At 57.7% G+C, this 24,498-nt stretch carries 23 protein-coding genes and 1 pseudogene; 9 read left to right on the forward strand and 15 right to left on the reverse strand.

The window, feature by feature from the left end:
- Positions 1-150: 150 nt before the first annotated feature.
- A pseudogene (locus E6W33_RS27475) lies at positions 151-297 on the forward strand (IS5/IS1182 family transposase); the annotation flags it as partial.
- 97 nt (positions 298-394) lie between these two features.
- Here the strand turns inward: E6W33_RS27475 and E6W33_RS07365 are convergent.
- From E6W33_RS07365 to E6W33_RS07420, 12 genes are all read right to left on the reverse strand, one after another.
- Entirely contained in the window at positions 395-898 is a 504-nt protein-coding gene (locus tag E6W33_RS07365) for a protein-disulfide reductase DsbD N-terminal domain-containing protein (protein WP_247869565.1), read from the reverse strand.
- Positions 899-964: 66 nt separating this feature from the next.
- Positions 965-1,339: a hypothetical protein gene (locus E6W33_RS07370; protein WP_136415964.1), complete on the reverse strand. Its 375-nt coding sequence runs from the start codon at positions 1,337-1,339 to the stop codon at positions 965-967.
- Positions 1,340-1,395: 56 nt separating this feature from the next.
- Positions 1,396-4,500: an efflux RND transporter permease subunit gene (locus tag E6W33_RS07375; RefSeq protein ID WP_136415966.1), complete on the reverse strand. Its 3,105-nt coding sequence runs from the start codon at positions 4,498-4,500 to the stop codon at positions 1,396-1,398.
- Positions 4,501-4,510: 10 nt separating this feature from the next.
- A complete protein-coding gene (locus E6W33_RS07380) occupies positions 4,511-5,632 on the reverse strand; it encodes an HlyD family efflux transporter periplasmic adaptor subunit (RefSeq protein ID WP_136415968.1) in 1,122 nt (373 codons plus the stop codon).
- On the reverse strand, positions 5,632-6,180 hold the full coding sequence (locus E6W33_RS07385) for a hypothetical protein (protein ID WP_211097256.1): 549 nt from the start codon (positions 6,178-6,180) through the stop codon (positions 5,632-5,634). The genes E6W33_RS07380 and E6W33_RS07385 overlap by 1 nt, the downstream gene beginning before the upstream one ends.
- The gene (locus tag E6W33_RS07390) at positions 6,177-7,391 is read right to left on the reverse strand and encodes a TolC family protein (protein WP_136415970.1); all 1,215 of its coding nucleotides are present in this window, start codon (positions 7,389-7,391) and stop codon (positions 6,177-6,179) included. Before E6W33_RS07390 ends, E6W33_RS07385 begins: the two co-directional genes overlap by 4 nt.
- Before the next feature lie 124 nt (positions 7,392-7,515).
- A complete protein-coding gene (locus E6W33_RS07395; protein ID WP_136415972.1) occupies positions 7,516-7,845 on the reverse strand; it encodes a hypothetical protein in 330 nt (109 codons plus the stop codon).
- Between the two features lie 360 nt (positions 7,846-8,205).
- Positions 8,206-8,838, reverse strand: coding sequence for a FlhC family transcriptional regulator (locus E6W33_RS07400; protein ID WP_136415974.1), 633 nt, complete (start codon positions 8,836-8,838; stop codon positions 8,206-8,208).
- Between the two features lie 15 nt (positions 8,839-8,853).
- Positions 8,854-9,189: a flagellar transcriptional regulator FlhD gene (locus E6W33_RS07405; RefSeq protein ID WP_136415976.1), complete on the reverse strand. Its 336-nt coding sequence runs from the start codon at positions 9,187-9,189 to the stop codon at positions 8,854-8,856.
- Positions 9,190-9,510: 321 nt separating this feature from the next.
- Complete coding sequence (locus E6W33_RS07410) at positions 9,511-10,578, reverse strand: DUF932 domain-containing protein (RefSeq protein ID WP_136415978.1); 1,068 nt, start codon at positions 10,576-10,578, stop codon at positions 9,511-9,513.
- Positions 10,579-10,786: 208 nt separating this feature from the next.
- On the reverse strand, positions 10,787-11,797 hold the full coding sequence (locus E6W33_RS07415) for a toprim domain-containing protein (RefSeq protein WP_136415980.1): 1,011 nt from the start codon (positions 11,795-11,797) through the stop codon (positions 10,787-10,789).
- Positions 11,798-11,985: 188 nt separating this feature from the next.
- Entirely contained in the window at positions 11,986-12,558 is a 573-nt protein-coding gene (locus E6W33_RS07420; RefSeq protein WP_136415982.1) for a hypothetical protein, read from the reverse strand.
- Between the two features lie 456 nt (positions 12,559-13,014).
- On the opposite strand from E6W33_RS07420, the gene E6W33_RS07425 reads away from it, so the two are divergent.
- Positions 13,015-13,746 (forward strand): AcaB family transcriptional regulator, encoded by a 732-nt coding sequence (locus tag E6W33_RS07425; protein WP_136415984.1) that lies wholly within the window; start codon positions 13,015-13,017, stop codon positions 13,744-13,746.
- 128 nt (positions 13,747-13,874) lie between these two features.
- Here E6W33_RS07425 and E6W33_RS07430 read toward each other — a convergent pair whose 3' ends face one another.
- From E6W33_RS07430 to E6W33_RS07440, 3 genes are read right to left on the reverse strand one after another with little or no spacing between them, the layout of a single operon-like run.
- On the reverse strand, positions 13,875-15,224 hold the full coding sequence (locus E6W33_RS07430) for a sigma-54 dependent transcriptional regulator (protein ID WP_136415986.1): 1,350 nt from the start codon (positions 15,222-15,224) through the stop codon (positions 13,875-13,877).
- Positions 15,221-16,669, reverse strand: a complete 1,449-nt coding sequence (locus E6W33_RS07435) for an ATP-binding protein (RefSeq protein ID WP_136415988.1) — start codon at positions 16,667-16,669, stop codon at positions 15,221-15,223. Before E6W33_RS07435 ends, E6W33_RS07430 begins: the two co-directional genes overlap by 4 nt.
- A 1-nt stretch (position 16,670) precedes the next feature.
- Complete coding sequence (locus E6W33_RS07440; RefSeq protein WP_136415990.1) at positions 16,671-17,510, reverse strand: PhnD/SsuA/transferrin family substrate-binding protein; 840 nt, start codon at positions 17,508-17,510, stop codon at positions 16,671-16,673.
- A 357-nt stretch (positions 17,511-17,867) separates the two neighbouring features.
- Here E6W33_RS07440 and dsrO point away from each other — a divergent pair, with 357 nt between their 5' ends.
- From dsrO to E6W33_RS07475, 7 genes are all read left to right on the forward strand, one after another.
- A complete protein-coding gene (dsrO, locus tag E6W33_RS07445; protein WP_136415992.1) occupies positions 17,868-18,575 on the forward strand; it encodes a sulfate reduction electron transfer complex DsrMKJOP subunit DsrO in 708 nt (235 codons plus the stop codon).
- Positions 18,576-18,580: 5 nt separating this feature from the next.
- On the forward strand, positions 18,581-19,438 hold the full coding sequence (gene nrfD, locus E6W33_RS07450) for an NrfD/PsrC family molybdoenzyme membrane anchor subunit (protein WP_136415994.1): 858 nt from the start codon (positions 18,581-18,583) through the stop codon (positions 19,436-19,438).
- A 19-nt stretch (positions 19,439-19,457) separates the two neighbouring features.
- Entirely contained in the window at positions 19,458-22,106 is a 2,649-nt protein-coding gene (locus tag E6W33_RS07455) for a molybdopterin-dependent oxidoreductase (RefSeq protein WP_136415996.1), read from the forward strand.
- Between the two features lie 81 nt (positions 22,107-22,187).
- Entirely contained in the window at positions 22,188-22,961 is a 774-nt protein-coding gene (locus tag E6W33_RS07460) for a molecular chaperone TorD family protein (protein WP_136415998.1), read from the forward strand.
- A complete protein-coding gene (locus E6W33_RS07465) occupies positions 22,958-23,359 on the forward strand; it encodes a DUF309 domain-containing protein (protein ID WP_136416000.1) in 402 nt (133 codons plus the stop codon). The genes E6W33_RS07460 and E6W33_RS07465 overlap by 4 nt, the downstream gene beginning before the upstream one ends.
- The gene (locus tag E6W33_RS07470) at positions 23,356-24,048 is read left to right on the forward strand and encodes a hypothetical protein (protein ID WP_136416002.1); all 693 of its coding nucleotides are present in this window, start codon (positions 23,356-23,358) and stop codon (positions 24,046-24,048) included. Before E6W33_RS07465 ends, E6W33_RS07470 begins: the two co-directional genes overlap by 4 nt.
- Positions 24,045-24,497: a hypothetical protein gene (locus E6W33_RS07475; protein ID WP_136416004.1), complete on the forward strand. Its 453-nt coding sequence runs from the start codon at positions 24,045-24,047 to the stop codon at positions 24,495-24,497. The genes E6W33_RS07470 and E6W33_RS07475 overlap by 4 nt, the downstream gene beginning before the upstream one ends.
- Position 24,498 lies beyond the last annotated feature (1 nt).

Raw genomic sequence — 24,498 nt, forward strand, 5'->3', positions numbered from 1 at the left:
CACTTCCCGAATGCCGGCAAGCCATTGCAGCGCAAACTTCACACGGGTCTGGCAGCCGCTGCAACGGATGCAGACGCAGTCGGGAAAGCAATCCAGCGCGCCGGATTCGCCGCCGCTGGTCTCGGTGGTCAAATGCAGCGAGGTGCCCCATTCGTCGTGCTTCCCCGGCGCTAGGTGGTCGAGCGTTCGGTCGCATGGCAGGAGAAATGTCGATGACTGTGGAAGAACTGCGAGCGCAAGCGTGAAACCAACGTACAGTTTGGGACGCTTGTTTTCATGGCGTTGTTATTGCGATGACACTGAACGGGCTCTCCACTGGAATGTCGATAGCGACTTCCAGGCATCACCTGCGTTGCAACCGGGCCGCTCGCGCTTCCAGCCCCGTCTTTCCGGGCTAGGGCAATACTAAGGTGACCGACTTCTCAATGGGCGGATAGCAAACACCCAATTTCTCATGGCATCCCTGATACGACGCGAAGAGGGTGATGTTTTTTCCCTTCGCCGCGTTATCCAACGTAATCGTAATAGGCACATTCTTCTTAAACACCTCGGTGCGGCCGAAAATCTGGTCTGTTTTCATCTCTCCGACAGGGAGTTTCACGTTGTTGATTCGAATTCCTGCGGTGTCCTTTACGGAGAACTTAATCCGTTCCTTGTAGACGTAGTATCCATTCGCAGGAGTAAGGTCGACTGCCAGCAAGTTGGTGGTCTTAGCCACGGCTTTCATCTTGAAAGCCACGTCAGGCTCAACTAGCTCATCTTCCTTTGTGTTGGAAAACAGGCCTTTTACTTTGTCTGACAGTCCGGAGGGCGAGGATTGCTGCGCCATCACCGGGCAGGTCAGGGATAGACTCAATGCTGCAAGCAGCCAGCCAGCCAGTGCTTTCTTGCTTCTCATGACAACCTCATTCATTTGTTCGCGGTTCCGATGGCGAGCACATACCGTACTCCCCTCCCAAGCTGATTACTTCATTGCAAACCTTATGTTCACCGCTTGCTTGTCAGCAAACGTAACAGCCGCAATGGCTTTGGCACCTTTCTCCAACTTCGCACTTTCTCGCGCGACCAGGATATTGTCGCCAGCTGGTTCGAGCGCCACTTCACTCTTGTCGGCGCCGTTCAGGACCGTCAGCTTGCCCGTAGCGCCAGCCGTTGCGACCGGTTTTCCATGATCTTCCACATAAATGGTGGCTTTACCGTCCTTATTGACGAGCTCGAAGCTGATGTCGTTGCTTGCGGACTGAACGACGCCGCCGTGTTTCGGCTTGTCGCCATGTGCATACGCGCCCGTTGCTGCTACTGATGCTGCTATTGCCACGAGGGTCAGAAGTTTTTTCATTGCTTTCTCCGTATAGGCAGCGGCTCTGTACTGGGCTCCGCTGCATCAGCCCGTTCTTAATATGCTTCCTGCGACTTTCCTGCCACGATGGCTTCCAGCGGCTTGCGCCCGACCAGCCAGAAAATCAGCGGGGTCAGCAGCGAGTCGAGAATCGTCGAGCTGACCAGCCCGCCGAAAATCACCACGGCGACCGGGTGCAGGATTTCCTTGCCCGGTGCGTCAGCTGCAAGAAGCAGCGGCACGAGTGCAAACGCAGCAACCAGAGCGGTCATCAGCACAGGCGTCAACCGCTCGAGCGAGCCACGCACAATCATCTTTGTGCCAAAGACTTCGCCTTCGAATTTGCACAGGTTGATGTAATGGCTGACTTTCAGGATGCCGTTACGTGTGGCGATGCCGGTCAGGGTGATGAAGCCAACCATCGAAGCGACCGACAGCGAGACGCCGGCAACCCACATCGCGATGACGCTGCCAATGAGCGCAAATGGGATGTTCCCCATGATGACCAAAGCCAGTGCACCGGACCTGTAGCGCGAATAGAGCACCAGGAAAATCATGACCAGCGAGACCAGCGACAAGCCGCTAATCAGCTTCGTTGCCTGTTCCTGTGCCTGAAACTGTCCCTCGATACTGACAAAGTAGCTATTTGGCAGAGATGTAGCGGTGATGGCTTTCCGGATATCCCCAATGATGCGGGACATGTCGGAGCCATCCGTGTTGGCGTACACGACAATCCGCCGGCGACCGTTTTCCCGCCCGATTTGGTTGGGGCCGTCGCCTTCTTCGACAGTAGCGATGGTGGACAACGGAATCCGGCCCGACGGGCTGTCGAGCATTATGCGAGCCAGGTCCTGAGGGGAACGGCTGGCATCCGGGAGACGAACCATCAAGTCGAATCTGCGTGCGCCATCCACAACCTGAGTGACCCGGTCACCATCTGACAGCGTTTCGAGTGTTTTCAGCACCTGGCCGGGAGCCAATCCGTACTGCGCCGCTTTCCGGTAATCGATTCTGACCTTCACCTGCGGAATGAGCACTTGCCTCTCAATGGACAAATCGACCAGCCCCGGCACGCCTGTCAGCTTGCCGCGCAAACCTTCGGCCAATCCACGCAGCGTATCGAGATCATCGCCGTAGATTTTCAAGGCGATTTGCGCCCGCACACCCGACAGCAGGTGGTCGAGCCGATGGGAGATGGGCTGGCCGATGGCAATCGACGCGGGAATGACGGCCAACCGGCTGCGCAAGTCCGCCATCACGTCCTCGCGGCTCCGTTTGGAACGCTTCAGGTCGATGTCGATTTCCGATGAATGGACGCCTTCCGCGTGTTCATCCAGTTCCGCGCGGCCGGTGCGACGCCCGACCTTGACCACTTCCGGCACTTCCTTCATCAGCGTTTCCGCCAGTGCTCCCATTCGGTTGGCTTCGGCAAGCGACGTGCCCGGGGTGAATGTCATCCCCATCACCAGCGAACCCTCGTTAAATGAAGGCAGGAAGGCGCGCGGGAAAAATGGCACGCTCGCGGCAGCAGCAACGACTGCCAATACCGCAATAGCGAGGATGCCCTTCGCGCGAGGAAAAGACCATTCGAGAATGCACGCATCCCATGCCTTCAGGCGTCGAACCAGGGGGCTGTCACCATGACCGAGCTGCTTCATCTGCGGCAGCAGGTAATACGCCAGGACCGGCGTAACCGTCATGGACACCAGCATCGACGCCAGAATGGAGACGATATAGGCAATACCCAAGGGGGCGAACAGGCGGCCTTCGATGCCGGGCAGCGCAAATAGCGGGACGAAGACCAATACGACGATAACGGTCGCGTACACGATGCCAGACCGTACTTCGACGGATGCGCGCCAGATAACTTCCATCACCGACGGCGCATTTTCTCCGCTGCCTCGTTGTTTCAGGCGGCGCAGGATGTTTTCCACATCGACAACAGCATCGTCGACGAGTTCGCCAATGGCGATAGCAAGTCCACCGAGCGTCATGACATTAATGGACTGGCCCAGCAGGTGAAAGGCGACGGCCGTCACGGCGAGCGACAGCGGTATCGCAATAAGCGAAATTGCCGTCGTACGAAAGTTCATCAGGAATGCGAACAGCACGATCGCGACCAGAATCGCGCCATCCCGCAACGCCTCGGTGACGTTGTCGATGGAAGCCTCGATGAAATCCGCCTGGCGGAACAGCACTTCAGGCGCGGACAGGCCGGCTGGGACGCTTTGCTTGAGTTCCTTCAGTGCGCGTTCAATCTCTCGCGTGAGTTTCACCGTATCGGCAGTCGGCTGCTTTTGCACGCTCACAATCACCGCAGGCTTGCCATTCATGCCGGCGTCGCCACGTTTGAATGACGGCGCATAGCGAACCGACGCGACCTGCTCAAGCAGGATAGGCGAGCCGTTGCGGAAAGCGACAGCCAAGTCCTTGACGTCCTCTAACCGATTCGTGCGGCCGAGGTTGCGAATCAGATACTCACGGCTGTTCAAGTCAATGAAACCGCCACTGGTATTGCTGGCGAATCCCTGCAACGAGGAAGCAATCTGGTCCAGGGTGACATTAAACTGCGCCATGCGTGCCGTATCCGGTTCCACTCGGAGCTGCCGAACATCGCCGCCAATAGGGATGACCTGTGACACACCCGGAATGGACAGAAGCCGAGGGCGAAGCACGAAGTCGGCGTATTCCCTCGCTTGCATCGGCGTGGCTTTTGATGCATCGATGGGTAAGGCAATCAACATGATTTCGCCCATGATGGAGGACACCGGCCCCATGATGGGCGTAATGCCACCAGGGAGTTGGTCTTTCACCAGTGTGAGCCGCTCGGAGACCAGTTGCCGGTTCCTGTAGATGTCGGTGCCCCAGTCGAACTCGGCATATACAATCGAGAGGCCGACACCAGACACCGACCGCACCCGGGTGACTCCCGGCATTCCGTTCAGCGCCGTCTCGAGCGGGAACGACACCAGCTGTTCGACCTCTTCCGGCGCCATGCCGCCTGCCTCGGTCAGAACAGTTACCAAGGGTTTGTTCAGGTCCGGGAAGACGTCGACTGGTGTACGCGTTGCCGTCAGCGCCCCATACACAATCAGCAGCAATGCCACCGCCAAGGCAAAAAGCCGGTTGGCCAGGCTGAAACGAACTATCCAGTTAAACATGGTCCGTCTCCTACCGAATCTGATTAATCAGCGCCGCACCGGAGACGACCACACGGCTTTCGGGAGCAAGGCCTTTGACGACCACAATCGTTTTCGCGTCAAGCTGCTTGTACTCAACGGGCCGCGGAATAAAGCGTTCGGCGCTCACCTTCGTCCAGACGATGGTTTCGTTGGCGGGGTTGCGAACCAAAGCCTCTGCGGGCAAGGCAATGCCCTTCATCTTGTCGTTCAGCTTCGCCAACACTGTGACTGGCTGACCGATGGCAATCGCCGTATTGCGTAGATTTGCGCGGAAATTCAACGGCAACGAGCCGTCACGCAGACTACGGCCGCCACCCAACAGGCTCAGGTCAGCACCTGGCACGTTGGCGAGACTCGCACTCTCAACCCGAGTGGCAAGTGACGGGTCTGTCGTGAGTGCTTCGACGATCATCCTGTTCGGGTCAACGATTTCAAAAAGCACGTCACGCGCCTCGACAATCTGTCCGCTTAACACGCTGGCTGTCGCGATAATCCCCGATGCTGATGCAATGATGGATTCGCTCCCACCAACGCTGCTTGCGACCGCGCGTTCGCGACCGGACAGACTCGCCAGCTCCGCACGAGCGGCCTCGATTTCTTTTTGCGGCACCGCTCCTTCCAACGCCTCAAGTCGCTTTACGCGCTGTTCGGCGAGCTTTCGGTTAGCGCGGATATCGGCCAGCTGCGCCTGCTGATTCCCCAATTCAACGGCGCTGGCAACGGGCCGTACCTGCGCCAGCACCTGGCCTTTTTCCACTCGCTGCCCTGCGACCGGCAAACCTTTCGGCCCCGGCTCTATGCGTCCGGTAAAAGGCGCTTGCACTCGACCACCCGCATTCGGGTCAATGCCGACGCGGCCGTTCAGTTCCACGGTGAATGGATGTTCGTCTTCCTTTGCCAACAAGGTTCGAATTGCCATCCGGCGTTGTGCCAGCTTGGGCACATTGACGCTCCCGTCCGGCAGGCGAGCCAAGCCGCTCGCACTAACTGCCGGTGCAGGTTCATCCGAATGGGGTTCATCTCCATGGGCGCTTGCTTCGATCGAAAAAGTCAGCGACAGAAGACCAGCGGCGATGAAAGGAATGATTGAGTAAGAAAATTTGTTAAACATTATTTTTTCCCCATCGATGTTTTGGGGCGGCGAATCTTCGCAGCCAGTACGAATGCGAGCAGCGCGGCCAGCAATCCGGCACCAGTCCATGCCCATGGAAAGCGCGAATGATTGTCTGCATGCGCTTCGTCTCGGACCTCCAGCGCTCCTTCGAGAAGGTCGCTCTCATTCGCCGTTGTCAGGGTAAAGACCAATGGATGCTTGCCCGGCTTGGCGAGCGCCTCCAACATTTGCTTGTCATCGACCGAATAATCGCCATAGTCAGAGTGAAATTTGGCCTGTGCTTTCAGTCCGTTCGATTCGACTTCCAGCTTCCCGCCGAGGACAGGCTCGTTGGTTTCATAGCGGTCAATCAGGATGGACAGCTCGCCCTTATGCAACTGGCCGACAAGCTCGAACGATTCGGTGGACGCTTCAATACGAGGTGTCGCTCCGGCCTGCACTTGCGGTGCAGTCGCGTCTTCATGGCTGTGGTCGCCATCGGGACCGTGTGCGAACGCTGCGGACACGGCAGCAAAGTAAATCAGGATGATTTTCAAGATGTTCATGGAATGATTCCTAAGGCTTGATTCAGACGCGCATGGGCAAGACCCAAAGCGACACGCTGTTGACGCTCGGCGGTTGCTGCCTCGTGGAGCAGTGTCTGTGCACGTAACAGGTCAACTAATCCGCGCTCGCCGAGGCGAAACGCTTTATCGGTGAGCTGAAAGTGCTCGCGTGCCATGGCCAGACGCGATGAAGCCGCCTCTAACGACTGCTGAGATGCTGCGACTTGATGGCGTGCAACGTTGATGTCGGCGGCTATTAATGCTTCTGCCTGGGTGGCTTCGGCTGTCGCTGTTTCAATCTGCGTGCGCGCTGCTGCCTCTAACGGGCGGTTTCTGGCGTTGGTCCCGATTGGAATCTGCACCGCAAGGATTACGCTGGATAACGGCGAACTAGTTGCGTCCCGTTCTCTCCGCATGGCCACACCTAAGGTCGGCGGATCGTTGCGGGTTTTATTGACGACGTTCAGTGATGCCTGCGCAGCTTGTACGCCGGCACGGGCGGCCAACAGTCGAGGATGCGGGTCCGGGACGGTAGTCGCGATTGGCTCAGGTTCAGGCGTCGGTGCATCCGAAAGCCCAGTCAACGCGGTGTAACGCGACAGTGCTTCCTGTACCTTTACTTGCGCGTCGAGTACCGCTGCCTTGGCGGCTAGAGCCTCTTGCTGCGCGAGTAAGGCGTCTGTCCGCGCCATGTCACCAACTTTGACCCGACGCATCACCTCATCAGCAGTAGCTTCAAGATGGTGCTGATGTTCAACCGCCTCAGCCAGCGCTTCCTTGGCTGACGCAACAGCCCAAAATCGGTCACGCACCTCTCCAGCAAGACTGAGCATGGCGTTGGCCAGTTGTGCGTCCAATTCTTGAGCACTTGCCTCGGCTTGGCCCTGACGAGCGGATTTTTGCGCAGGTAGCCAAATTGGGGCAGAGAGCGAAACCTCGTCTTCCCGTACGCCAGTTCGGTCAGTCCACCGGTCGCTTCGCTGTGACAGGCCAATAGTTGGCGAGCCTGCAATCCAGGATTGCGCGGCTTCACGACCAGCCGCTGTTTCGTCTTGTCGAGCCACCAAGGTCCGCGCCTGCGGGGACCTTTGCCACGCCGCCTCGACAGCCGTATGCAGGCTGGTCGGGGCGACCTGTGACTGCGCTATCGGCGCGATGAGCGCCAGGGCAGTCACCATACAAAGATGATGTATTAATAAATGCGCACGCATGCAATCTCCATTCGAATTTCGGAAAGAATGGCCGAAGGCAGCTGCACGCCGCGGCAGTTAAGCCGCGCGGATGCTCGGTGAGGCTATTTCTAGCTCGAAAAGATGCAGAAGTGCCCTCGGCGGATTAACCGAGGGATGACGGAGGGCGCTGGAGGCTATCCGGGAAGTGGTCGGGAATGTAGTGGCGATGCTCGGTCTGTTCGACCTTGACAGGGGCGATGGCAACCAGCGGCGCAATATCGGGCATCACTGCAAGGCAATGATGTGATGCGGAGTGTTCTGCGAAATGCTTGGCGGAGTCGGTCGACTTATCGTAATGCATCGCGCCATGGTCATCGTCGTGGTGATGACTTGCTCCGACCAGATGCGCGACCTCATGTGCAACATCAAACGCATTTCCGCCCGACGGCAACTCGACCTGCAGAGCAAAGCTATGCAAGGGCAAGAAGAACATCAGGAGAATGCAAACAAGGCGCCGCACGTTTCAATCGCAATAGATACACGAAGAATAGATTATACCAGTTCAGTTTCCTACGCTAGTTCACTTATTCAATGAATATAAACATCCGTATTTATACGTATCCTGTCACAAAATTCTCTGGTCCTTCCCTTGGTGGGAAGGCTTAGCCTTGTCAATGTGACCTTGAACGTTTTAATTTCTGCATCGCTTTAATCGGATGAATCGCATCGTCAAGGCATTGCTGCTTTGGCTCTTGAAAGCCTCCCTGCCTATTCGTGGTCGGGCGGCTATCGATACGTCTTTGCGATTCGATTCACCGTGGTACTCCGATCTTAGTCGCACATAACGCAATGTTTAACTCTTAGCGGCACCTGCTGCGTCATCAGCAATGAATGCGGCTAACAGACCGAAATCAGTTGGAGATATCTGCGGCGTAGAATGCGGCGAAAACGTCGTCTGCACACGTTTGTCGGATGGGTAGCGCTTCAGCAGTTTGCAGAAGGGGCAGCCGTGTTCGCAGGAAGTGGATTCGCCGAACGCGGCCAGATATTGCGAATGGCAAACCCTGCACACGTTCAGTGAAAAATGCTGTGCTTGTTGCGCCCATATTCCTTTCGAGTGGCAGACCAGATCGAAGGCACGGTCGAAGCTGATGCGCGGCGGATGCGAGCATTGCTCGCGGTAGGTTTTATATGCGCCGACCAACGCCTCTGCAGGGCCATAACCCAGGGCTGACATCCGCTCGAAAATCGAGCAGAAAATCGACGCTTCCACTTTCTCGATGAGATTGGCCTGGTGAAACCACTCGGGAGAAGCCGGCGGCCGGCCGCGCGGCGCAGAATGTTCGTCGACAAAAAACAGCCGGACCAGTTCGTGGTGGCCGAGCCCTGTGATGTACATGATGGTCTTGATGCGCGCGCCGAGTTCGGCGCAAGTCTTTGCAAGCGACAAGGATTTGATATGGCGGTCGGCGTACGAGGTTTCCATTTGGCCTCCTTTTGATTACGTGCGAGCGCTAGCCCGTCTGTCGGCAGGCGGCGTGAGGCCGGATTCCGGTTCAGGGACGTGTACCGTGGATAACGGACGCAGTAATCCGGGCGGCGTTTCCAGCAGCTGCATGAGATCCTGACGCAGCGTGAAAACGCTTTCGTGGCCGAGATTGGCAACGAAGGATTGGATTTTTTCCGGGGGAATTTCGGTGAGCTTGGAAGCGTGTTCGACTGGGAGCTTGAACTTATAACAGGCAGAAATAGGGTCTTTCCGGATACTTGATTGAATTGCTAATAGAAAACTTAAGTTAAGCAGTTGAACATCTGAAAACTGCACTGCATTTGGCATGGTGATTCTCCAGGTAAGCCACTTGGTATTCGGGCAGGGTGTTCGCAATGGGTCATGATCTCGATTAAGTTTTCTTATTAAGCAGGGCTCCATTCGTGACGGTTAGTAAAATATCTTCCGGGAATGATGCAAAATTGATAACTATCAAACAAGGGATGGAATCTTGCCTCTAATGCCATATATATGGGACAAGTTTGTGGAACTTTTGACACTAAGGAGCATCGTTTCGCGATGAAATGATGCGCACAGCACGGGCAGGGACGTGCCGACAAACAGTCCGGCACGTCCATCTCTCATCGGGGCATGGGTGAATCGCCAGGCTTAAACGGCTTCGGCGATGTCTTTCCAATCCCTGGGAGACAACTCGATCAGCTTGCCGCCCATCGCCTCAAACTCCGTGGCGCGGTCGTAGTCTTCCACCTCTTGCGAATATCCGGTCACAGCGTTGATCAGGCCGTAGCCGGATAGATCTCCTTGCGCGATCAGGTGGCGCAGCACGCCGGCCCGTTCGCCATCGTTCATCGCATAGCGATTGGCCAGCACCTGCACCGATTTCACCGGATCACCGGTAAGCCGGATCTCCCGCGCCTTCTGCAGACGCTGCACGACGAGTTGAAAAGTCACCTCCGACACCGCCGCCTCTACCACGTCGCGCGCTTTCAGGAAAAACGCCTGATCATCCGCGCGCAGCGTGTCGTCCTTGAACACGACGACCGACTCATCGGACGACGCCAGGGAACGGCCGACATGGGGTTTTCGGAGCGCATGGTCCGATGCAATCAGTCCGTTCTTGCAGAGCAGCCGGAATACCAGCGGCTGCACCGACAATGAGCCGTAACCGACCTCCGAGTTGATGACGGCAACGCCCGCCTGCACCACGTCGCCGGGGGCGATTTCGGCGCTGATACGCGGCGTGACGACTTTGAGGTACATTCGCGTTTCCGTCAGGTCGACCGATTCGATCCGGGAATTCGGCAAGCGCTGCAGGATCGGCAGCACATGCTCGGCCAGGTCAACATTGTCCAGTCGCCGGTAGCGGTCTGACAGCACAGCGCGCACCCGCCCGTCGAGCGTGCGGATCAGGCGCCGGTCCGCGCTGTCGCTCTGCAGCCAGGTGTTCACGTTGCGGTCGAGCAGAGCTGGCTGATCGGTGCGCATGCGTTCAAAATACGCGTACGGAATCTTGAGCTTCTCGGCGAGCTGCCGGCGCGCGAGTTCCGCCACGTCGTAACTTTGCACTCCACCCGATTCATGGATCACCAGCACGCAAGATCCATCGTCCCGGGTCTGGTGATGCATGAGTGACGCGGGCACGATCATGTCTTTCTTGGTTGTGAGCTGGCGCTCCAGTTCGGTCGCCAAATTCACAAGGGAGCGTCCGTTTTTCATATCGATCTCCAAAAAATGAAGCGAGGACGCCATTCCCCCCAACGGGGAAGCGTTTCCCCGCTGGGTTGAAAAAGCGATCGCTAGATCGCATGGATGCGCGCATTGAAGCGCTTGCTATACGGGCTGCCTTCATCCGGCAAGCAACCGAATCTGGTATGGCAGCAACCAGTGAAACTGCTTTTCCGCTGACGTTCACCGACTTGATACGCTATGCCACGTGGCGAATCTGGGCTATGCGCGTGAACCAGACGTCGGCCCAGTCATGGCCGGCGATCTTGGGAACGAAGACCTCAATCTGGCGCGGGCCAGATCTCATCTCCTCCTTCTTTAGTCGACGGGCGAGAATGAACGCGGAAGCCTGACCGTCGAATTCCGAGGCGGCGTCGTTATCGGCATAGATGCAGATGCGGCGCGCCGAATCCGGCAGCCACAGCTTTTCCATGTTGCCGGCGCTGATTGCTGCCCATACCGGCTTGCCGGTGCGCCGATATACGGCCAGGGCGGTTTCGATGCCTTCCGTAATCGCCAACTCATCGGACGCGTCGCACAGCCGCACCGCGGCGCCATTGATGCCGCTGCTTAAGACTTTTTTCGACTGGCGGCCGAGGGCCTTCTGACCATCCTGCAGGTAGGTGCGATGAAGCGTCACTGCATGCCCATCGGCGCCCTGGATGCAGGCCAACATCGCCGGATAGTCACGCAGCTTCTTCGACTTGCCGGACGTCGGGTCTTTAACGAAGTAGCCGAGATTCGGGTGAAACCGAAGCGTTCTCGGATATTCCGCTAGTTGCAGACCCCGGTTACTCAAGTAGCGATCGACCTCATCGCCAGCGGTGATCGGCAGCGCTTCGTCCCAGAGTCGCTTGGCGAGCAGTCTCATCTTGTCGGAAGTGGGGACACTTTGCCTGGGACGCGGCGCTTCAACGGTATTACCAACGCATTCCTCAACGCGGGCTAGCGTGGTGGTGAAATCCCATCCGAGGCAAGCCTGGAGGAGTTTCAGCCCACCTCCCGGACCGCAGTGGCGGCAGTGGTAATTCCCTTCGCCATACTTGTCCGTGTATTGAAAACGGTCGGTGCCGCCGCATAACGGACAGGGCTGGTTGCGCTTGTTGAGAATTTTTTCGTGGACGCCCAGCAGACGAAGGATATTGGTCCATCGCCCATGGGCACGGCGCTTCAATTCCTTGATGCGCGCTTCGAACTCGTCACGTTGCATGGTAGCCTCCGCATGCATTGATTCGCTTCTGCACCTGTTTCATGGAACTCTCCTGAGTGCAGGCGAAGCCTTGCCCCAAGCGGAGCAGCGCCCCGCCAGCGGGTAGTGGAAAGGACGGTGTAAATCGCCGCCCTGATCTGAATAGAGCAAGACTCTGGATGAATCGAGCACGTGCCGTTCGAATGGGCCTACGCGAAGAGATCACCTTGGACGGTGTGCTTCCTGATCTCCTCGTTGATCCATTGCGCGTTCTTCTCCAATCGGCTTTCGACCCAGCTCGGATACTGCAGAATCGCGCTTCGAACCCACAGCGGATAGCGCGCGACAGCGGCGCCGAGCCACGTACGCACGTGGAATCGGATCCAACTCCGGATTGCTTCCGCGTCGACCAGCCCGAAATAGGGCGTCGGAGACAGACGACTGCATCCGACGACTCTTAGGCAATTGACGAACGAAAACGGACGTTTGTCGCGCTCGGGATCGGTAAAGACCCAGCGCAAGGTATCGATCTTGTCGTCCAGCGGCGTGGCGGGATTGCTGAGCGCATCCAGCTCCTTGAGTAAGCGCCAGTGGAGAAACACCACATCTTCCTCCGACCACTCGACCGGTGTGTCATCGTCAAAGACGTACCGAAGAACGGCCGTTCGCGCTTCCGGTGTTAAATCCTGGAAGAGGAGAGGTTGGGTATCCAGCGATCGTTCGGCAATGACACGCGCGACGACCGGGGGAGGACCGAAAGAGAAACACTCATTCAACATCATTGCCTCCATGATGAAAAACGGGGCAATGCAGACCCGGCGCGGGGACACAATGCCCCGGTAGGGTGGTTGAAATGCCGGAGCAAACCGGCACTATATGGACTGGCTTTGTACTTGCTACGGCATGAGCCGTCTGGACGGGATGCCAGCTACCGTCGAAGAAACCTTTTGAGGCGAAAGGCTGGGAATCGATCCATCGCCTCGAAAGGGCTTTCGATAGATAAACGGAAGACGCAAGACAAAGCGACTTGATGAGAGGGCGCGACAAGGCGCGCGGTGAATCCGGTAGGGGCTTGCCAATTTCTTGCAGGGCTAGCTGCTGCTTGAGAAGCACTTTAATGATTGCCGATGGTGACTGTCAACGGGGGCGCCAGCGAAAAGCCCCTACCAAGAGGCTGATGGCGAAAGCCCCTGGCAAAAATCGATATTTATGCTGGTCGTCGCCGCCATGGAGGGCGGATGATCACCGTACCGGCCAGTAACAGTGGGAGAAGCTCCGTGGCGAACGACGCGATTATTCAATCGGACCAGGGCGGCATCAATGCCAAGATTCTGGCGAAAGAAGTAAAGGCGGATTTTCGGCGGGTGGAAGCAGCCAGCCGAAAGATTCCGACTTCCTTTTGCAGCCCCGAGGTCAAACGGCTGTTCGTGCGCTGCTTCAACAGCATGCAATTGAATACCCATTTCATTTCGGTGATGGCGCGCACCAAGCTCCCCCACGAAATGGTCGAGAAAGTGGAAGCCGGTTTGCAGCATCAGCTCGAAAAGCTGACCGCGGACGTGGATAAGGCAATCGACAGCGCAGCGGCCTTATGCACTGCGCATGGTATTACCAGCCTGGCGAGCTATGACACGGCGCCGCTGGCGTTGGAGGTGAAGGTGATTTCCAAGTTCGGGCGGCGCTATCTGGAATTGCTCTCCAAGGTGGATCAGCTGATGCCGATGCTGGAAACGCTGGCGATCGACGATGTGATTACTTTGCGGGAGTTGGATCGCCACAAGGCGCAGTTCAAGAGGGCAGTGCGCCAGGTCGCCGGCACGGCACGAAATTTCAAGAGTGGTCTGCAGCGAAGAATGAATTCTGTCGTAGTCGATGAACGAGCCGGAGTGCGGGAAGCAACAGGTGTGCAAGCTCCAGCCGTTCGCGTATCAATCAACGGCGCGGAAGAAGGCGCCGCAACCGGTACATGAAGGTGAAACGACTGGACGAGCTAATCCTCGTTGCTCGTAAGTTCTATCATCTTTTGCATGAAATATACAACCGGATCGCTAGGAGCACCATTTCTTGACGAGCACCCGGTTCATCTTTCCCATGCTGCTCAGGTTTCCTTTATTTCACCAGCAATCTCTAACTTACGCATTTTTTCCCAAAGGTTTTTACGGCTAATGCCCAACGCCGCAGCGGTATTTCCCATGTGATGCTGATGCCGATCGAGGGCCTTCATGATGTAACGACGTTCGCACTCATGGAGGTAGTGGCTCAGATCCGCATCCGTCTTGATTGTGGGGATGGTATGTTGCGCCAAAACCGCGTCGTCGAACAGGTGTTCCAGGCTCAGGTTCTGATCGTTGGTCAGGATATAAGCTCGCTCGATGCAATGCTTCAGCTCACGTACGTTGCCTGGCCAGGGATAATCGAGTAAGACCATTTCCGTCGCCGGCAAAAGCCATTTCTTCTTGATGTTGAGCTGGGTGGCATAGTGCTCTAAAAATAAGTCAGCAAACCAAAGGATGTCTTCCTTGCGTTCACGCAGCGGTGGTATCTTCAGCTGAATCACATTGATGCGATAGAACAGGTCTTCCCTGAATGTTCCTTGTTCAACCATCTGCTTCAGGTCTCGGTGGGTCGCGCACACTAATCGTACATTCGCAGGAATCAGTTTTTCTCCTCCAACCCGTGTGATGCAGCGCTCCTGTATTACCCGCAACAACTTGACCTGCATGGACAATGGCATCTCGCCAATTTCATCGAGAAAAAGGGTGCCTCCGTCCGCTTGTTCGAATACGCCTTTCTTCGTGCGCGCGGCGCCAGTGAACGCGCCTTTCTCATGCCCGAACAGCTCGGCTTCCAACAGGGTTTCGGTAATCGCGCCGCAGTTGACTGCAATAAATGGCTTGTCTTGCGATTCGGGCGCGCCACGATGGAGCTCCAGCGCCACTTTTTCCTTGCCGACGCCTGACTCGCCGGTAATGCAGATAGTTGTCGCATGATCGACCAGACGCGGCAGCATTTCCGCGATGCGGCGCATCGCAGGTGAAATGCCTAATCCTGCGGCGCTTCGCTGTTGCGGAGCCGACGACACCAGCAGCCGTATTTTCTCCATCAACGAATCCAGGTCGAACGGTTTGGTGATGTAGTCGGCGGCGCCTTGCTTGAGCAGGCTGACTGCTGTGTCGATCGCACCGAAACCGGTAATGAAAATGAACGGCGGCAGACTGGGGATCTGCTTGCGCAACTGTATGAACATGTCGTCACCCGTCTGGTCAGGCAGGCGAATGTCGCTGATGACAACCGCATACTGCTTGTTATCCAATCCGGCCGTCGCACTAGCCGCAGTTTTATACCAATCGAAGCTATAACCTTCCAACTCGAAGCGGTCGCACAACGACTCGCCCATAATGGCGTCGTCTTCTATCAGGCACAGGCGGGGTAATTGATGACTGATCATACAAGGGATTCCGGAATAGGAAGGGTGACCACGAATCGGGTCTCGCCTGGCTGGCTTTCCACTGTGATTTCCCCCTTCAGTTGATTCACGATCTGGTAGGTCATCCATAGACCGAGACCGTGGCCGCTTTCACTGCCGGTGATGAATGGTTCGAACAGGGTGTCAAGCTGCTCGGACGTGATGTGCTTGCCGTCGTTCTCGATCTGCAGAACCAGCGTGTCGCTATTGCGATAGATGTGGCATCGAAGGTGACCATGGTTTTCCACGGCCTGTAGTGCATTGAGCAACAGATTGATCAGTATCTGGCGCACAAGTGTCGACGGCAGCGGCAGCGTATCGAGCACGTCGTTTTCCCAGTGCAGGTCGACCGACTTTCGATTTGTGTCGGCCAGTACCAGGGTACGTGTGTCTTCAATGTCCTGTACCGTCAGCGGATGGCTTTGAAACTTCGCCTCGACCAGCAGTGCGGCTATCGTGTCCTTAATTTGCAGCAGGCCGCGCTCCAACAGGGAGATTGTCTTGATGGTCTGCGGATCGTCGTTATCGCGCTTCTTGAATGTACTGATTGCATTGAGCATGCCGCCCAACGGGTTGTTGATCTCATGCGCGATGCCTGCCGCCAGCCGGCCGACTGCCGCCAGACGCTCGGAAAAGAAGATCTGCCGCTCAAGCGATTCCTTTTCCTTGAGTTCGCCCAGCATGCGCTTGAATGCGGCCCCGACCTGGCCGATCTCGTCGCGCGACTCGTACAGTGTTATCTCCTTGTCGTCAGGCAGAGTCGGGCCGATCTTGTCCATGTAGCCTGCCAATTGCGTCAGGGGGGCGGCCATGCGCCACCCCCAGTACCAGCTGATCGGCAGCAGCGCTGCCAATGCCAGCAGCGTAATGATCATCGCGCGGCGAGCAATGTCGTAAAAGCGCGGCAGGAAGATGGAATTCGAAAATCCCAGCACCAGCGTGCCGAGCGGTATGCCATCGGAGACGATCGGCGCAACCATGTAGAATTTTCCCGAGCGGGCCGGCTCGATGACGGTCGGTTCAGTGCCACGGTAGTCGATGATTTTTTGCTGGAGCTGCAGATGGTCCGGATTCACCCTTGCCGGATCGGACAGCATCGGGTATTGCTTGGGATGCGTGGAGGCGTATACTTGGCGTTTGGTATCGAGAACCAGGATTTCGTCGGCCTGGTTGATGTTGGCTTTGGCGGATACCTGGAATGGCGAGTTGATGATCTCATAGGTGCGCCAGACGTCGTCATGCAGGATGGCTGGCGTCAGCGTATGTGCCAGCACGCGCGCCATGCTCTGCGCGTTGAGCAGCAGGTCATGCTTGAGATCCTCGTAGGCGCGAAACATCAGGGATGCGGTGACGACCAGCGCGGTACAGACAATCAGCACGCTGCCGCGCAGCGGAATCTTGTAGCGGAAACTCAGGTCGCGGAACATGTCATTTCTCGGCAATGACATGCATCATTTTTGCGATGCTGCTGTACATCCTGTCATTGCCTTCAATAAAACCGTCCAATCCCAATTTGCGCAACAGGACTTTTCCGGCGGCGTCCCGCGGCATGGTCATCAAGGCGCTGCGCATGGCGGATACGTCTGCCTGAGCCACCGCCTTGCCCGAAACAAAGGGTGGAAAGGCGAATTCGGCCGATTCGTGCACGACCCGGGTTTGAGCGGTCAAATCGGGATGCTGCTGCGCCAGCATATCCCATACGTAGCCGTCGACCGCGCCGGCCTGCGCAACGCCGGCGGCGACCGCCTCAACAACCTTGCGATGCGACCAGGTAAAGAACGTCTTGCCGAAGAAAGCCGCTGCGTTCTCCTGGATGCCAACCAGCTCATGCACTGGCACCAAGTAGCCGGAATTCGAGTCCGGATCGGAAAAGGCGAACACCTTGTCGCGCAAGTCGCCGATCGACTTCGTTTGGACATCGCTGGACGGGACGATTAAATAGGAGCGGTAGGTGGGCTTGCCCTTATACACCGGAACCGCGAGCAGGTTTACGTACTGCTTGTTGCGTACGTAGGGATAACCGCATACCCACGCAAAATCGAGTTTGCCGGAGCGCATAAGGGTCATCACCTCACGGTAGTTCGCACGCTGGATGAATACGACCTTACGCTGCAGGTGGCTTTCCAGGTAATCGCGCCACGCACTAATGAAGGAGGTCTGATCATCGAGAAATACCGATGTCAGTCCGATTCGGATCGGTGTCGTTTCTGTGGCGGCCACAGGTTGCGACAAACCCAGCAATGCCCAGTACAGAACCAGGACTCTCATCCAACCAAGCACCGACGTCTCCAAATTTAACTACGTGTTATGAAAGGCAGGCTAGCTGTTATCAATAGGTAAAAAAATGCGGTAGATCAAGAATTATCAAAACAGCCCCGATCCAGAACGGTGTTACCGAACGGTGATACCAATTCAAGCCGATTCCGCCAGAAGTGTTACGGGGCGGTAATGCAGCTGCCCGTGATTTTGCAGGGTGTTGGTGCTAACTCATTGAAAGAAAAGAAAAAAAATTTATGGCACGGGTGTTGCAATAGCAAAACTGTCCTAATACATTGCCGCGCGCCGGCTGCGAACACGCGGCGACGCCGAGCGCCAACCGATACCAAGACAGGAGGAGACGAGTCCATGAGCGAACTACGAATTTCATCGGTCGAGACCAGGGGAAAGGAGGGCGTCAAGCGCTACGCGATGGTGATCGATCTGCGCCGCTGCATCGGATGCGACGCCTGCATGGTCGCATGCAAGGCGGAGTTCGATGTGCCGCTCGGCGTGTTCCGGACCTGGGTGCCCTACAAGGTTGTCGGCAAATACCCCAACGTCAGAAAGCAGTTCATGCCGCGCCTGTGCAATCACTGCGACAACCCGCCCTGCGTACGCGCCTGTCCGGTCGGGGCCACATACAAGGTCGAAGACGGCGGCTTCGTCTTGCAGCACTACGATCGCTGCATCGGATGCAAGGCATGCATGGCATCCTGCCCGTACAACGCACGCTTCATGCTGCCCAAGAGCCGCACCTACACCGACATCACCAGCGTCGTCGACAAATGCACCTTCTGTCACCATCGGGTAACACAAGGCCTCGCGCCGGCGTGCGTGCAGACCTGCATCGGCCGCGCGCGCATCTTCGGCGACATCAACGATCCGAAGAGCGAGGTATCGAGGCTGGTGGCAACGATGCCTACGCAGGTGCTGCGCCCCGAGGAGGGGACGAAGCCGCACGTGTTCTATATCGGTCTGGACCGCAATCATTCCGAATACGGTCGCGCCGTCTATAACCCCCGCGAGGCGCTCGACCAGGAGCGCCAGTCGGTTAACCGCAACCAGGAGGTGTGACAATTATGGGCGACTACACCGTTTTCCACCACATGCCGTGGACCGGCACCTACTCGATCTATTTCTTCGTCATTGGCATTTCTGCGGCGCTGTTTTTCTTTTCGATGCTGTCGTGGTTTCGGCCAGAGTTCAGGTCATTGCGCACCGGGGCATTCTATGCGTCATTCATATTGCTGGTGATAGGGGGGCTGCTGCTGATCGGCGATCTGTCGCAGCCTCTGCGCTTCATTAACATCCTGAACCCGTTCTACCTCAACTTCGGCTCGCCACTGGCTTGGGGGAGCCTGAACCTTCTGCTGTTCGGCATCGTTTCTGCTGCTTACTTTGTCACATTGCGCAGGAACGATGAAGCGCATAGCCGCAAGCTCGCGGTCATCGGCGCCTTGCTCGGCCTGGGGCTGCCGATTTACACCGGTTTTGACTTGACGGTGCACCAGAGCCGCCCGGTCTGGAATACGCCATTGATGCCGGTGCTGTTCGTCGCGCTATCACTGGTGTCCGGCGCCGCAGTCGCATCGTTCCTTGCCAGGGGAGATGAAAAGCTGCTGGGGGCACTACGTCACCTGATGTTGTGGACGACCGGCGCTGTCGCCGCGATGCTGGTTTCGTTCCTGGGCACCACCTCGTATGGCGGAAGCGGCCAGGAACTGACCTTCATGCTCATGACGACCGGTTCCCTCGGCATGATTTTCGTTGGCGTGGGCGTCGTGCTTGGCACCGCGGCTCCGGCGGTGCTCCTGCTCGCGCCGTTCGGACATCGCCAGGGAGGCGTCATGCTCGCATCGCTGTTGCTGCTGGCCGGCGGCATGGCCTTGCGCTATTCGATCCTGATCGGTGGCCAGATCGTACAGACCTATTTCTAAAGATCGGGGAGACAAGACAATGTTGAAAATCAAACTCTCGCGCCGGACCTTTTTGCAGGCCAGCGCCGGTACTGTTGCGGCAGCAGCGGCTTCGCCGAAACTGCTGCGCGCCATGGAAACCGAACTGGGAGGCAAGGATGCCAATCCCGTCACCTATGCCGAGCGCAAGGCAATCCCGATTACCTGTCATGTGTGCAATATTCAGGACGGCGCAATGGCGTATGTGGAAAACGGCCGGATCGTGAAGCTGGAGGGCAATCCCGAGCACGTCTCGACCCGCGGGCGCTTGTGCGCCAAGGGCAATTCCGGCATGTGGTACACCTACGACCCGGACCGGATTCTCTATCCGTTAAAACGTGTCGGCAAACGCGGCGAAGGCAAGTGGAAGCGCATTACCTGGGACGAGGCGCTCGCCGAGATCGCGCAAAAACTGGATGCGGCGCTCAAGGAAGATCCCAACACCATCATGCTGAAGTACGGGCGTAATCGCACCGGCGGCGTGATTGACCGTTTCATGAGAACGCTCGGTTCGGCCACCGTGGTGAACCATACGTCGGTGTGCGAATCGTCCAAGAAGATCGGCATGGAGCCGACCTGGGGGCCGGATATCGAAACGCCGGATTTCGCGAATGCGAAATACATCCTCAATTTCGGCTCCAATATCATGGAGGCCGCCTATTTCCATAACCCATACTCGCAGCGCCTGGTCGAGGGCATGGCGGAAAACAAGGCCAAGCTGGTGACTTTCGACGTTCGGCTTTCTAACACCGCGGGCCGTTCCGATGAATGGATTCCGGTGTTCCCCGGTACGGATGGCGCAGTCGCGCTGGCGATCGGCCATGTGATTTTGCGAGACGACTTGCAGGACAGCGACTTCATCGAAACCTGGACCAACGTCACCGTCGCCGAGTTGAAGTCGCACTACCAGCAATACACTCCGGAATGGGCATCGCAGCTCTCCGGCGTACCGATCGAGACGATCGAGCGCATCGCACATGAATTCGCGCTGACCAAGCCGGCCACCACCTATACCTATCGCGGACCGGCCAAGCATCTGTACGGCTCGTACAATGAGAAGGCTTGCATGATGCTGCCCATCATGACCGGCAATGTCGAAGTGCGCGGCGGATACTGCATGCCGCGCGGGATGGGCTGGCCGCAACCGCAACCGGAGCCGCCGAAACCTGCCCAGCCATCCTATCTTTCCCATCCGGACGACTACCCGCTGGCCGGGCACAAGGTCAGCCATCTGACGCCGTTCTGGATCGCGGAAGGCAAGCAGAAGATCAATGTGTATTTCACCTATCAGGACAATCCGGTCTATACGAACCCCGGTTCGGATGCGGTATGGGGCAAGCTGTTCCGCGACGAGAAGCTGATCCCGTTCTATGTGTCGATGAGCCCCTTCATGGGCGAAGAAACGGCATTGGCCGACATCATTCTGCCGGATTGCCCCTATCTGGAGCGCTGGGAGCCGGAGTCCATGCCGAACTCGCTGTGGCCGTGGCTGGGCATCCGCCAGCCGGTCATCAAACCGTTGGGCGAGGCGCGCGAGAACCGCATCATCATGCGCGACATCATCCACAAGCTGGATCCGGACGGCAGCCGCGGCATGAAGAAATACTGGAACTTCAAGGATGGCGAAGACTACATGCGCCAGCATTTCGACAATATCCCGGGGCTGAAAGAGGCGGGCGGGCTCGACTTTTTGAAGAAACATGGCGTGTATCCGGTCTACGGCAAACTCGATTCGAATACCGGCAAGATCATCGACAAGACCGGACGCGAAATCCGGCCGGAGTACGGACTGCACAAGAAAGAACTGTCAGCCGCGGACATGACCGGCGCCGTGGTGGAAAAGAACGGCACGATCGTGAAGAACAGTAAGGCGATCGGCATTCAACGCAAGGGCAAAAACTACGCGGGCTTCCCGACCAGGAACCGGCTGATCAATGTCAAGGTGGATGAGTGGGCTGAGTTTGGCTTCAATCCGATGCCGACCTTCAAGCAGATCCCCTGGCATAAGGACATGAAGGAGGACGAAATGGTCCTCACTACCTACAAGATCAATGTGCACAAGCAGTCACGCACGGCCGCCGTGAAGTGGCTGGCCGAAATCATGCACAGCAACCCGGTCTGGCTCAACACCGAAACGGGCAAGCGACTGGGGGTCAAGACAGGAGACCTGGTGCGCGTTGAGAGCAAGGTCGGCTACCTGGTCACCAAGGCATACGTGTTCGAAGGTATCCATCCGAAGGTATGCGCCATCCCGACCGCTTTCGGCCACTGGGAATACGGCCGGCTCGCGTCGGGCGCCAAGGCCAAGGTCAATGCGCAGAAAGGCGGTGCCTGGGGCGCCAGCGACGATTCGGACCTGAAAAATGTCTGGTGGGACGACAAGGGCGTACATCCGAACGCGATCATCCCGGTCGTTGCCGATCCGATCGGCGGCTCGCAAGGCTGGTATGACACGGTGGTCAAGGTCACCAAAGCCGGACCGAACGACAAGTATGGCGACGTGCAAGCGTCGTGGGACAAGCATGTGGAAGCGTTCAAGGAAACCATGCGTTATGCCTACACCGGCGACTTGCATCGCAAGATGCATCCGGAAATGGCGTCCTGGGGCGGGCCTGACAGTGTCAAGCATAAGCCGGCGGGAGGCCACTAGGCTTTCGGCATCCAATCCTGAGTGGCAGACACTCTGGCCGGCGCACGATGCCGCCGGCCAGAGATTTGTGAGAGGTTATCCATGCAAGAGCAAACTGCGGCAGTCGCCGAATCGATCGATAGCGCTCAATCCGCATCGGACCTGCGGGCACGCGCCAGCTTTTACCACTTGCTTGCCGGTGCTTTCGTTGAAGAACCCGGGACCGACTATCTGAATGCGCTGCGCACGCCGGGGGCGCTTGCCGCATTGACGGAGCTGGGCGTGCTGTTTGACGAAGACGTGACTCGCGTGTCTTTGGCGGAACTGCAGGAAGCATTGGCGTACGAATATGTGGCGCTGTTCGCTTCGCCCGGCGGTTGCCCGCCTGTGGAATCGGCGCGCCTGGCCGGGCGTTTTCAGCAGGAGCCCTACCATGCCGTCAAGGCAATCTACCAGCGCGCCGGCTTTGTCCTGCAACAAGGCAGGTTTGCGATCTTCGAAGACCAGCTCGGGATTGAACTGAGCTTTGTCGCGGCGCTGCTGGAACGACAGGCCGCGGCACTGGAAAACGGCGATTTGACCGCGCACGCGCGGCTCGAAAAAGAAATCAAGCGATTTTGGGCACTGCACCTCGGCCGCTGGATGCGTGGTTATGCATCGCTGCTGGAGCGCGCCAGCGAACATTCGTTTTATCGTGAGTTCGCACGTCTGCTGGGGGCATTTGCAGATGACGAACTGACCTTGCTGCAGGTGCGGGTGGATGATATCGACGGCGGCCGCGAAGTCGTTCCCAAGAGTGAGGTGTCCGTGCTGTTCAACCCGGACGAGCCGGTCTGCAACGGTTGCGAACATGGCAGCGGCAAGGCAGTCGCATGAATCACGAATTTGCATGGGATGAGCTGGCGTTGCTCTGGGACGGCAAGAACTTCGGCAGCGTGCATGACTGGTTGGGCGAGCGCTGGAATTACCTGATCCAGACCCGCCCCGACGGCCACGAGGATAAGGACGCGCGTTTTCTGCAAGGACTGGCATTTGCCGCGTTGGCGCTGCACTTCACGCAAAACCGCAATCAGGAAGGCGCGGCATTGCTGGCCGACGATGCGTTACAGGCATTGTCGGCATTCCTGCCAGCCTATCGTGGCGTGCAAGTGACACCCGTGATGGAAACGATGGCGGCGTTGCGGCCGTTGCTGGATGGTCTGAAGCACGATGCAGGCTGTCCGGTGCCGCCGTCGAAGTTCAACAAGCTCGTCTACCTGAGGGATGCCGGATGAGTCAGGTCGCATCAACTATTACCCTGCGCCGTTGGGGCAACCCGAATGAGTCGGCCTTCACGGAGCCGGTCTTCGTTCACGAGTCCGGTTCCTTGCCGCGAGACCTGTCGCAGGCGACGGTTGTGCTGCGCGCGGAAGGGCTGACGCGCGCCCGCGCTGTGCTTCAGGCCGACGCTCGACAGGTTCTCCTTGGCGAGGCGGCGCTTCTGGACGACAGCCTGATTGCAACCTTGTCGAAGGAGTTCGGCTCCCCAAGGATAGGGCTATGGATTCCGGTGCAGCGCATGGCAAGAAGCTGGGCGCTCGACAGTTATTCCAACGCTGACTTTCGCTGCATCACCCCTTCCTCAGGCGCGCCTGCGTGGGAAGTGCTGAAAAGCGACGGTAGCGCCACCGGCACCGATGCGCAGTGGTGGATCGGGCAAATGCTCGCGCGCGGTGTCACCACGGCGCTGGTCGCTGTCGACATGCAGGATGATGACGACCTGAACATCTGCGCCGGGATGGTGGAGTGTTTTGGACCGGCGTTGTGGCTCACGCCGCGGACAAACGCGCCCGCTGAACTGGAGGACTGGGTACGGTACGGCCAAGCCAGAAATATCGCGCTCAGGCAGTTGCAGCGGGACGATGCGGTTGCAATGCGCGCGCTGCGGCAGCGTCTTGAAGCGTCGATCGAGGTGCTCGCATGAGCAGATTGGAGAAATGGCTGTTTCTCACCGGCTGCATGCTTGCTCTGCCGGCATCTGCCGGTACTGCGAAGTTGCTGGATGCGGCGCAACTGAAGGACAAGCTTGCCAAGGAACAGCCATGCTGCGTGGTCGACGCGCGCTCGGACATCAAGCGCCTGCAGCATCCGTTGGCGTTTTCCGTCGTTTGCAACGCAAGCCTCCGGCCGAAAGCCGGAGGCTTTGCGGTGGTGATCGGCGACAGCGACAAACTTGCGCTGGGTGCGGCAAGAACGATCACGCGGCGTAGCGGAGAGGACGCGGTCGCGATCAAGGGCGGCTACGCCACCTGGCAGCAGCTGGAGCAGGGCGGAAAGATGACTGGCAGCGCGTCGGCTGCGACCATGCCGCAACGGTTCACCATACCGAGCAATACCTGTGAGCAGGGGCCAGCATTGCAGGAATATAAATAAC

The sequence above is a fragment of the Herbaspirillum sp. ST 5-3 genome, assembly GCF_004804275.1.
In the GTDB taxonomy this organism is placed as follows: domain Bacteria; phylum Pseudomonadota; class Gammaproteobacteria; order Burkholderiales; family Burkholderiaceae_D; genus Noviherbaspirillum.

Bases quoted from the DNA above. Each gene is read 5' to 3' on its own strand.
- E6W33_RS07365 (WP_247869565.1), bottom strand. From the start codon at position 898: ATGAGAAGCAAGAAAGCACTGGCTGGCTGGCTGCTTGCAGCATTGAGT.
- E6W33_RS07370 (WP_136415964.1), bottom strand. From the start codon at position 1,339: ATGAAAAAACTTCTGACCCTCGTGGCAATAGCAGCATCAGTAGCAGCA.
- E6W33_RS07375 (WP_136415966.1), bottom strand. From the start codon at position 4,500: ATGTTTAACTGGATAGTTCGTTTCAGCCTGGCCAACCGGCTTTTTGCC.
- E6W33_RS07380 (WP_136415968.1), bottom strand. From the start codon at position 5,632: ATGTTTAACAAATTTTCTTACTCAATCATTCCTTTCATCGCCGCTGGT.
- E6W33_RS07385 (WP_211097256.1), bottom strand. From the start codon at position 6,180: ATGAACATCTTGAAAATCATCCTGATTTACTTTGCTGCCGTGTCCGCA.
- E6W33_RS07390 (WP_136415970.1), bottom strand. From the start codon at position 7,391: ATGCGTGCGCATTTATTAATACATCATCTTTGTATGGTGACTGCCCTG.
- E6W33_RS07395 (WP_136415972.1), bottom strand. From the start codon at position 7,845: ATGTTCTTCTTGCCCTTGCATAGCTTTGCTCTGCAGGTCGAGTTGCCG.
- E6W33_RS07400 (WP_136415974.1), bottom strand. From the start codon at position 8,838: ATGGAAACCTCGTACGCCGACCGCCATATCAAATCCTTGTCGCTTGCA.
- E6W33_RS07405 (WP_136415976.1), bottom strand. From the start codon at position 9,189: ATGCCAAATGCAGTGCAGTTTTCAGATGTTCAACTGCTTAACTTAAGT.
- E6W33_RS07410 (WP_136415978.1), bottom strand. From the start codon at position 10,578: ATGAAAAACGGACGCTCCCTTGTGAATTTGGCGACCGAACTGGAGCGC.
- E6W33_RS07415 (WP_136415980.1), bottom strand. From the start codon at position 11,797: ATGCAACGTGACGAGTTCGAAGCGCGCATCAAGGAATTGAAGCGCCGT.
- E6W33_RS07420 (WP_136415982.1), bottom strand. From the start codon at position 12,558: ATGATGTTGAATGAGTGTTTCTCTTTCGGTCCTCCCCCGGTCGTCGCG.
- E6W33_RS07425 (WP_136415984.1), top strand. From the start codon at position 13,015: ATGATCACCGTACCGGCCAGTAACAGTGGGAGAAGCTCCGTGGCGAAC.
- E6W33_RS07430 (WP_136415986.1), bottom strand. From the start codon at position 15,224: ATGATCAGTCATCAATTACCCCGCCTGTGCCTGATAGAAGACGACGCC.
- E6W33_RS07435 (WP_136415988.1), bottom strand. From the start codon at position 16,669: ATGTTCCGCGACCTGAGTTTCCGCTACAAGATTCCGCTGCGCGGCAGC.
- E6W33_RS07440 (WP_136415990.1), bottom strand. From the start codon at position 17,510: ATGAGAGTCCTGGTTCTGTACTGGGCATTGCTGGGTTTGTCGCAACCT.
- dsrO (WP_136415992.1), top strand. From the start codon at position 17,868: ATGAGCGAACTACGAATTTCATCGGTCGAGACCAGGGGAAAGGAGGGC.
- nrfD (WP_136415994.1), top strand. From the start codon at position 18,581: ATGGGCGACTACACCGTTTTCCACCACATGCCGTGGACCGGCACCTAC.
- E6W33_RS07455 (WP_136415996.1), top strand. From the start codon at position 19,458: ATGTTGAAAATCAAACTCTCGCGCCGGACCTTTTTGCAGGCCAGCGCC.
- E6W33_RS07460 (WP_136415998.1), top strand. From the start codon at position 22,188: ATGCAAGAGCAAACTGCGGCAGTCGCCGAATCGATCGATAGCGCTCAA.
- E6W33_RS07465 (WP_136416000.1), top strand. From the start codon at position 22,958: ATGAATCACGAATTTGCATGGGATGAGCTGGCGTTGCTCTGGGACGGC.
- E6W33_RS07470 (WP_136416002.1), top strand. From the start codon at position 23,356: ATGAGTCAGGTCGCATCAACTATTACCCTGCGCCGTTGGGGCAACCCG.
- E6W33_RS07475 (WP_136416004.1), top strand. From the start codon at position 24,045: ATGAGCAGATTGGAGAAATGGCTGTTTCTCACCGGCTGCATGCTTGCT.